The organism is Acidovorax sp. (assembly GCF_046339755.1).
In the GTDB taxonomy this organism is placed as follows: Bacteria; Pseudomonadota; Gammaproteobacteria; order Burkholderiales; family Burkholderiaceae_C; genus Acidovorax.
Genome location: NZ_JBKDTZ010000205.1, coordinates 1 through 8,143 on the forward strand (window position 1 = coordinate 1; position 8,143 = coordinate 8,143).

Genomic DNA, 8,143 nt, shown 5'->3' on the forward strand with positions numbered 1-8,143 from the left:
GGTGATGGCTCCTTCGGTTGGTTGGTTTTGAAACAGCGGGACAACGAAAGTCTGGGTGCAGCCCGCCATGCCACCCGGTCGGGCGGCACGGCGGGGCTGGCGGCCGGATGCGGTCAGTGGGCTTTCGCCCGGGTGACGAGAAAGTCCACGATGTGGTTGCGCAGCGCGTAGTAGCCGTCCAGGTGGTGCAGGCTGCTGCGCGTGCGTTCGCGCGGCAGCGGGTTGACCACCACCTCGGCGATGCCACCCGGGTGGTAGCCCGCGGGCGACTCGTTGCCGTTGCTCATGAGCAAGATGCGGTCGGACAGCAGGATGGCCTCGTCCACGTCGTGGGTGATCATGAACACCGTCTGCTGCGTCTGGCGCACGATGGCCATGAGCTCGTCCTGGATGGTGCCGCGCGTGAGCGCATCGAGCGCGCCGAAGGGCTCGTCGAGCAGCAGCATCTTGGGCTGGATGGAGAACGCGCGCGCAATCCCCACGCGCTGCTTCATGCCGCCCGACAGCTGCGAGGGCTTCTTGTCGATGGCGGGCATGAGGCCCACCAGGGCGACGAATTTCTCCACATGCGCATCGACCTGGGCGGCCTTCCAGTCAGGCCATCGCGACTTGACCGCGAAGGCGATGTTCTGGCGCACCGTGAGCCAGGGCATGAGCGCATGGCTCTGGAACACCACGCCCCGGTCCAGGCTCGGGCCTGCGACCTCGCGCCCGTCCATGATGACGGTGCCCGAGGTGGCGGTGTCGAGCCCCGCCAGCACGTTGAGGATGGTGGTCTTGCCGCAGCCCGAGTGGCCGATGATGCAGACGAACTCGCCCTTGTCGAGCGTGAACGACACGTCGGCGAACACCGGCTTGGCGGGCACAAAGGCCTTGCTGAGTCGGTCGATCTGGAGGAAGCCGGGAGTCACGGAAGATGCCTTTCGTTGCGGAGCGTCAGGGGCTGAGGCGGCGGGGCGCTGGGCGATGTCACTCCACATAGGTCACCACCTTCTGCAACTGGCCGAAGAACAGGTCGAGCAGCATGCCGACCACGCCGATCACCAGGATGGCGAAGATCACGTTGGTGAGCGACAGGTTGTTCCACTCGTTCCACACGAAGTAGCCGATGCCCGTGCCGCCCACCAGCATCTCGGCGGCCACGATCACCAGCCAGGCGATGCCCATGCTGATGCGCATGCCCGTGAGGATGGTCGGCGCCGCCGCCGGCAGGATCACCAGGAAGGCCTTGCGCAGCGGGTTGACCTGCAGCGTGGCCGAGACATTGAGCCATTCGCGCTTGACCGAGGCCACACCGAAGGCCGTGTTCACCAGCATGGGCCAGACCGAGCAGATGAAGATCACGAAGATGCCCGAGATCGACGAGTCCTTGATGGTGTAGAGCGCCAGCGGCATCCACGCCAGCGGGCTGATCGGCTTGAGCACCTGGATGAAGGGATCGAAGGCGCGGCGCAGCAGTGGCGACATGCCGATGACGAACCCCAGCGGAATCGCCACCAGGCAGGCCAGGCCGAAGCCCAGCGCCACGCGGCCCAGCGAATGCGCGAGCTGGATGGCGATGCCCTTGTCGTTGGGCCCGTTGTCGTAGAACGGGTTGGACACATGGCCCCAGACCGTGGTGCCCATCTCGGCCAGGGAAGGAAAGCCGCTGGCCTTGGTGCCGGCGCCCAGGTCCTTGCCCATCATCTTGGCGTACTCGATCTGCTCGGGCGTCATGCCCGCCGTGCTGTTGGCGGCCCCGGACGAAGCCGTGGCCGCATACCAGATGCCGAGCACCACCAGGAAGATCAGCACGGACAGCAGGCCCGCGCGCAGGTTGAGGTTCTTGGACGGAGACATGTCAGCCTGCCTTGCGGATGGGGAAGCTTTTCGCGTAATCGGCCGCCTTGGCGGCATCGAACTCGCGGCCCATAATGGTGAACTTGGGGTAGGCGCCCTCAGGCACCTTCTGGTCCAGGGCCTTCATCTGCTTCTTGGCGTCGGTGATGAGGAAAACCTTCTCGGCGATCTGCTTGTAGTCCACGTCGCCCTTGACGTAGCCCCAGCGCTGCATCTGCGTGAGCATCCACACGGCCATGCTCTGCCAGGGCATGGGGTCGAAGTCGGCGCGGTCGGGCACGTTCTGGATCTTGCCCAGGCCGTCGGCGAACTTGCCGGTGAGCACCTGGTTGAGCACGGCCTCGGGCTGGTTCAGGTAGGCCTGGGGCGCGATCACCTTGGCAATCAGCTCGCGGTTCTTGGGGTCGCGCGCCATCGCGGCCGAGGTGAGCACCGCGCGGTACAGCGCGGCAAAGGTGTTGGGGTTCTTCTGGATGAAATCGGTGCTGGTGCCGAAGGCGCAGCAAGGGTGGCCGTTCCACAGGTCCTTGGTGAGCAGGTGGATGAAGCCGACTTCCTCGAACACGGCACGCTGGTTGAACGGATCGGGGCCCAGGAAGCCCTCGATATTGCCCGCGCGCAGGTTGGCCACCATCTCGGCCGGGGGCACCACGCGCAGCTGCACGTCGGTGTCCGGGTTGAGCCCGGCCTCGGCCAGGTAGTAGCGCAGCAGGAAGTTGTGCATGCTGTACTCGAAGGGAATCGCGAACTTGAAGCCCTTCCAGTTCTTCGGGTCGCGGTTGTCCTTGTGCTTCAGGCTGAGCGTGATGGCCTGGCCGTTCACGTTCTGGATGGTGGCCACGTTCATCGGCGTGGCGTTGGAGCCCAGGCCCATGGAGATCGCCAGCGGCATGGGCGAGAGGAAGTGCGTGGCGTCGTACTCCTTGTTGATCATCTTGTCCCGGATCAGCGCCCAGCCGGCCGTCTTGGTCACCTCCACATTCAGGCCCTGCTTGCTGTAAAAGCCCAGCGGGTGGGCCATGATCAGCGGCGTGGCGCAGGTGATCGGGATGAAGCCGATCTTGAGATTGGTCTTCTCCAGCGCACCCTTCTCCTGCGCCATGGCCTGCATGCTGGCCACGGGCAGCACGCTCGCGATGGCCGCCATGGCCGTGCCCTTGCCCACGGCCTTGATGAAGCGGCGGCGCACGGCGTCTTGCGGGAACAGGGCCTTGACCAGGGTGGCCTCGATGAATTCGTTGCTGTAGGCCTCGAACTCGCTCGTGAGGCTGCGCTGGCGCAGGGTGGCGGCTGCGGCGTCGGCCGACACCTCGGCATGGTGGTCCGCCGCCGTGTGGTCGCGGCCGCAGCTGCACTTGAGCATCAACGGGCGGTCGGCATCGAAAGGCGAGAAGAATTCAGACATGGCACACCTCGGTGAAGTTGATGCCAGCCGCTACGCAAGGCACGGGCCAGTTGCGGGCCCAAGCGGCCTGTCGTCATGAATTCGTGGGTGCGGTGTCTACACCGTGTAGGGGCAGCACTACAAATCGGGCCTGCGAGGCCCCGAAATCACTCGGCGGGCGTGCCGCGCGCCAGCAATGCCAGCTCCACGTCGTTGCGCGCGCCGGTCTTTTCGAGGATGCGGGCGCGGTAGGTGCTCACGGTGTTGGGCGCAAGCTTGAGCTGCGCACCAATTTCGCTCACGCTCTGCCCCGCAGTGAGCAGGCGGAACACCTGGTGCTCGCGGAACGATAGCGCGTCCACCCCGGCCGGCAAGCCCTGCTGGGCTGATCGCACCACGCCGGTGCGCTCCACCGCACCGGCCAGCGCCTGGGCCGTGGCCTCCGTGAGGTAGCGGCCGCCCGCTGCCACCTTGCGCACCGCGGCCACCATGTCGTCGGGGTCGGCACTCTTGTGCAGGTAGCCGGACGCGCCCATCTGGATGCAGCGCACCGCGTACTGGCGCTCCGGGTAGGTGCTGAGCATGAGCACGGGCAGCTCGGGCCAGCGCCGACGGACCGCCTGCAGGGCCTCCAGTCCGTCGAGCCCGGGCATGGCAATGTCCAGCAGCACCACGTCCAGCCCGGCCTGCCCGCCCAGGGCTTCGGCCCGGGCCAGCACCTCGGTGCCGTCGATGGCTTCGGCCACCACGGCGATCTCTGGCTTGCCATTGGCCGGGTCGGCCAGCACCTGCTTGAGGCCTTCGCGCACGATGCGGTGGTCGTCGCCCAGCAGCACGCGGATGGGGCGGCTCATGGCACCGGCTCCCAGGGCACTTCCAGCAGCACGCAGGAGCCGGCGCCGGACGCGCTGGTGATGGCCAGGCGCCCGCCGAGCTGGCGCGCGCGTTCGCGCATGCCCATCACACCATAGGCGGTGGGCGATTCCAGCGCCTGAGGCGCCGCGCCCACGCCGTCGTCCTGCACGCGCATCTGCAGCCAGCCCTCGCGCAGGCCGATGTCCACCGCCAGAGAACCGGCGCGCGCATGCCGGCCAACGTTGCTCAGGATTTCCTGGAAGATGCGGAAAACCGCCATGGCCGCAGCCTCCGGCAGGTCGCCCGGCGGCGGCACGCAGCGCCAGTCGAGCGCGATCTCGGCCGATTGGGCGAATTCCTGCGCCTGCCATTCCAGCGCCGCCCACAGGCCCTGGTGGTCCAGGATGCTGGGGCGCAGGTCGGTGATGATGCGGCCCACGTTGTCCACCGCAGTCTCGATCAGGCGGCTCATGTTCTGGCACTTGCAGCGCATCTGCTGGCGCATGTCGCCCGCGGCCTCGGGGGTGCGCTCGCCCTGCTCGCCCAGGCGCTTGTGCAGCCAGTTGACGTCCATCTTGAGGGCCACCAGCAGGCTGCCCAGCTCGTCGTGCACCTCGCGTGCGATGCGCGTGCGCTCGTCCTCGCGCACCTGTTCGGAATAGGCGGACAGCTCGCGCAACTGCTCCAGCGCCTCTGTCAGCTCGCGCGTGCGCGCGGCCACGCGGCGCTCCAGCCCGTCATTGGCGCGCGCCAGGGCGTCGTGCGCCTGCTGCAGGTCCTCGGCGGCGCGCTTGCGACCAGTGATGTCGGCGAAGGCGATCACGGCCCCGCACACCGCGCCCTGCTCGACGATGGGGTGGCTCGAATATTCGACGGCAAAGCTGCGGCCATCGGCGCGCCAGAAGACTTCGTTGTCCAGGCGGCAGGGCATGCCGCGGCGGAAGGCGTTGAAGATCGGGCAGTCGGCTTCGGCGTATACGCTGCCGTCGGCATGCGTGTGGTGGGTCAACGCATGCATGTTGCGCCCAAGCAACGCATCGGCCGGCAAGCCGATCATGCGGGCCCCTGCTTCGTTGATGTAGCGGCAGTTGCCCGCCAGATCGATGCCGAACACGCCCTCGTCGGTCGAATCCAGCAAAAGGCGCAGACGCTGCTCCCAGGGCACGTCGGCCCCGGGATCGGGCGGCGGCGTGGCGGCGTTGTGGCTTGTCTCCATGGCACGGCAGGGCAAGCAATGCCCATGCCTGAGCGCCGGCTCCGTTCTCGCAGAGCGCGCCGGGATGGGCGGCTGCCTTGCTGCGCCGCCCGGGGAAATCGAGACCGGACGGGAACCGGACTGGCACACGCCTGCGGCAGCCACTAACATGCTGCCTGCCGCAACGAGGAGAACATCCTGTGACACCCGCCGAGATCGACGACCCCTTCCTGCAACGCCTGTGCGACGTGATGCAGCGCATTGCCCAGCAAGGTGACCTGCGCGCCATCGGCCCGCTCATGGACATGACCGGCGAGCGCCCCGAGGAAAGCGTGCAGGCGCGCCTGGCCGAAGCCTTCGCGCACATGGTGGTCAAGCTGGAGGCACGCGAGTTCGAGCTCGAGTGCCGCATTTCCGATCTGGACCAGACCCGCCGGGAACTGGAAGCCGCCAACCTGGACCCGCTCACCGGCCTGCCCAACCGCATGATCGCGCGCGACCGGCTGCGCCAGGCGCTCACCGACGCCAACACGCGCCACGGCCTGCTCACAGTGCTGTTCCTCGACCTGGACAAGTTCAAGCATGTCAACGACACCATGGGGCATGCCGCAGGCGACGAGCTGCTGTGCCTGGTGACGCAGCGCCTGCGCGGCTGCCTGCGCGAGGGCGACACCCTGGCCCGCCTGGGCGGTGACGAGTTCCTGTGCGTCCTGCCCGGCGCCAGCCCGGACGATGCGCAGCGTGTGGCCAACCGCATGGTGGCGGCGCTGACCGACCGCTTCCAGCTCGCCGTCGGCGGCGCGGACATCGGCACCAGCATCGGCCTGTCGCATTTCCCGGACCATGGGCGCGGCGTGGATGAGCTCATCGCCCATGCCGACGCCGGACTGTACGAAGCCAAGCGCAACGGCCGCAACCGCTGGTGCTACGCGCCGGCGGCCTGACCATGGCAAGCACGGCCCCGGGCGGCATGGCCCCGCCCACCCCCTCCCCTTGGCGCCCACCCGTGCTGTCGGCACGCTGGTGGCCGGTGTTCCTGCGCAACAGGCTGGTCTGGCGCAAGCTGGCCATCCCCAGCCTGGTGGGCAACATCGCCGAGCCGCTGATGTGGCTGGTGGCGTTTGGCTACGGCATGGGCAAGCTGGTGGGACAGGTGCCCGTAGCCACGGCCGATGGCGGCAGCATCCATGTGCCCTACCTCCTGTTCCTGGCCAGTGGCTCGATCTGCATGAGCGCAATGAACGCGGCGAGCTTCGAAGCGCTGTACTCGGCCTTCTCGCGCATGCATGTGCAAAAGACCTGGGACGGCATCATGAACGCCCCCGTGCGCCTTGACGATGTGGTGCTGGCCGAGATGCTCTGGGCCGCATTCAAGGCCTTGTTCACCGTGACCGCCATCCTGGGGGTGATGCTGGCGCTGGGCATCAGCCACAGCCCCAAGCTGCTGGTGGCCTGGGCGGTGCTGCTGGGCGTGGGCATCATGTTCTCGAGCATCGCGCTGATCTTCAACGCGCTGGCCAAGGGCTACGATTTCTTCACCTACTACTTCACGCTGGTGCTCACGCCCATGATGTTCCTCTCGGGCGTGTTCGTCCCGCGCGAGCAACTTCCACCCATCGTGCGCGCCATCTCCGACTGGCTGCCGCTGACCAATGCCGTCGAACTGGTGCGCCCGCTGTTCATGGACCGGTGGCCCGCCCACCCCTGGCGCCATAGCCTGGTGCTGGTGGTGACCACGGTGGTGGCGTTCTGGGTGGCCATGGCGCTAACCCGCAAGCGCTTTCGCAGCTGAAGCGGCTTCAGTAGGGTGGTGCGGTCTCGGCCGACAGGTCCAGGCTGCGCATCAGCTTGATCCACTCGTAGGGCGTGAGGTGGGGCTTGGTGCTGGCGAGCACCGCCTCGAACACCGGTGCAGGGGCATGCGCGCGCATGTCGGCCAGCAGGGCCGTGCGCTCGGGCGGGGACATGAAGGGCACGAGCCAGCGCAGGATGGCCATCATCTCCTCGGGCGGGATGGAAGCCACGAGCGCGTTGTGCACGTCCACCAGTTCCTCGTCGCTGTAGTGCGCCCACAGCACGCTGTTGTGCGAGGTTTCCTCGGCATGCATGTGCTCGAAGTTGTGGGCGATGAACAGCGCCAGCTGGCGGTACAGCGCCTGGGTGGCCATGGGCCGCGCTGCGGGCGCACAGCCCAGCAGCTGCGTGACGCCAGCGGCGAGGGCCGTGATGGCGGCTTCGTGTTCGCCATGCTCGCCTTCGAGCATGCGGGCGGCACCCGGGGCGCGCGCCTCGATGGCCGTGTGCACGAAGGTGTTCTCGTGCTGCAGATGCGAGCGGCACAGGTCCAGCAGGTCCATCACGCGCTCGCAGTGGCTGGCGAACTCTTCGTCATCCGCCACGTCCATGCGGCCCAGGGCCAGCAGGGTGTGCGCCATCACGGCGCGCAGGGCCTTGTGGATGCCGGCATACATGTCCATGCGCGGCGCGCCGGCTTGTGCCAAGGGATCGGAGTGGGCCGAGATCAGGGCCGAGATTTCGCGGGGGTCGATGTTCATCGCAGTGTTCTTCTTTCAAGTTGCCACACCGCCTCTCGCGGTGTTCGGCCAGATGCACCATGCATCTGCAGCCGATGAAAGAAGTCTAGGAAAGCGCGGCGTTTTCGCCTGTGAACAACTTCCGCTTTCAGCGCCCTGCCGCAGGCCGCGGCGTGACATTCCTCACGCTGCGGCGCGCAACATGTCCACGGCCTTCTCGGCGATCATCACCGTGGGCGCGTTGGTGTTGCCGCTCACGATGCGCGGCATGATGGACGCGTCCACCACGCGCAGGCCCTCAAGTCCGTGCACGCGCAATTGCGCATCCACCACGAC

At 67.3% G+C, this 8,143-nt stretch carries 9 protein-coding genes; 2 read left to right on the forward strand and 7 right to left on the reverse strand.

Features of this window, described 5'->3' with window-relative positions; translation table 11 throughout:
- Positions 1-113: 113 nt before the first annotated feature.
- From ACK59X_RS16910 to ACK59X_RS16930, 5 genes are all read right to left on the reverse strand, one after another.
- Positions 114-980, reverse strand: coding sequence for an ABC transporter ATP-binding protein (locus tag ACK59X_RS16910; protein ID WP_409959012.1), 867 nt, complete (start codon positions 978-980; stop codon positions 114-116).
- On the reverse strand, positions 970-1,839 hold the full coding sequence (gene ntrB, locus ACK59X_RS16915; RefSeq protein ID WP_409959014.1) for a nitrate ABC transporter permease: 870 nt from the start codon (positions 1,837-1,839) through the stop codon (positions 970-972). The genes ACK59X_RS16910 and ntrB overlap by 11 nt, the downstream gene beginning before the upstream one ends.
- Position 1,840: 1 nt before the next feature.
- Positions 1,841-3,244 (reverse strand): CmpA/NrtA family ABC transporter substrate-binding protein, encoded by a 1,404-nt coding sequence (locus ACK59X_RS16920; RefSeq protein ID WP_409959016.1) that lies wholly within the window; start codon positions 3,242-3,244, stop codon positions 1,841-1,843.
- A 146-nt stretch (positions 3,245-3,390) separates the two neighbouring features.
- Positions 3,391-4,077, reverse strand: coding sequence for a response regulator (locus tag ACK59X_RS16925; protein ID WP_409959018.1), 687 nt, complete (start codon positions 4,075-4,077; stop codon positions 3,391-3,393).
- Positions 4,074-5,294: a PAS domain S-box protein gene (locus ACK59X_RS16930; protein ID WP_409959020.1), complete on the reverse strand. Its 1,221-nt coding sequence runs from the start codon at positions 5,292-5,294 to the stop codon at positions 4,074-4,076. Before ACK59X_RS16930 ends, ACK59X_RS16925 begins: the two co-directional genes overlap by 4 nt.
- Positions 5,295-5,473: 179 nt before the next feature.
- Between ACK59X_RS16930 and ACK59X_RS16935 the strand changes: the two genes are divergently transcribed.
- Both ACK59X_RS16935 and ACK59X_RS16940 read left to right on the forward strand, forming a co-directional pair.
- Positions 5,474-6,217: a diguanylate cyclase domain-containing protein gene (locus tag ACK59X_RS16935; protein WP_409959022.1), complete on the forward strand. Its 744-nt coding sequence runs from the start codon at positions 5,474-5,476 to the stop codon at positions 6,215-6,217.
- Between the two features lie 26 nt (positions 6,218-6,243).
- A complete protein-coding gene (locus ACK59X_RS16940) occupies positions 6,244-7,065 on the forward strand; it encodes an ABC transporter permease (RefSeq protein WP_409959026.1) in 822 nt (273 codons plus the stop codon).
- Positions 7,066-7,072: 7 nt separating this feature from the next.
- Here the strand turns inward: ACK59X_RS16940 and ACK59X_RS16945 are convergent, their stop codons facing one another.
- Both ACK59X_RS16945 and ACK59X_RS16950 read right to left on the reverse strand, forming a co-directional pair.
- Complete coding sequence (locus tag ACK59X_RS16945) at positions 7,073-7,828, reverse strand: hypothetical protein (protein ID WP_409959024.1); 756 nt, start codon at positions 7,826-7,828, stop codon at positions 7,073-7,075.
- Positions 7,829-7,990: 162 nt separating this feature from the next.
- On the reverse strand, positions 7,991-8,143 hold a 153-nt coding region (locus ACK59X_RS16950; protein ID WP_409959028.1), incomplete at its 5' end, for a GMC oxidoreductase.

What these genes read in the sequence shown, in the direction of transcription:
- ACK59X_RS16925 (WP_409959018.1), bottom strand. Translation starts at nt 4,077, where the DNA reads ATGAGCCGCCCCATCCGCGTGCTGCTGGGCGACGACCACCGCATCGTG.
- ACK59X_RS16930 (WP_409959020.1), bottom strand. Translation starts at nt 5,294, where the DNA reads ATGGAGACAAGCCACAACGCCGCCACGCCGCCGCCCGATCCCGGGGCC.
- ACK59X_RS16920 (WP_409959016.1), bottom strand. Translation starts at nt 3,244, where the DNA reads ATGTCTGAATTCTTCTCGCCTTTCGATGCCGACCGCCCGTTGATGCTC.
- ACK59X_RS16910 (WP_409959012.1), bottom strand. Translation starts at nt 980, where the DNA reads ATGTGGAGTGACATCGCCCAGCGCCCCGCCGCCTCAGCCCCTGACGCT.
- ACK59X_RS16940 (WP_409959026.1), top strand. Translation starts at nt 6,244, where the DNA reads ATGGCCCCGCCCACCCCCTCCCCTTGGCGCCCACCCGTGCTGTCGGCA.
- ntrB (WP_409959014.1), bottom strand. Translation starts at nt 1,839, where the DNA reads ATGTCTCCGTCCAAGAACCTCAACCTGCGCGCGGGCCTGCTGTCCGTG.
- ACK59X_RS16945 (WP_409959024.1), bottom strand. Translation starts at nt 7,828, where the DNA reads ATGAACATCGACCCCCGCGAAATCTCGGCCCTGATCTCGGCCCACTCC.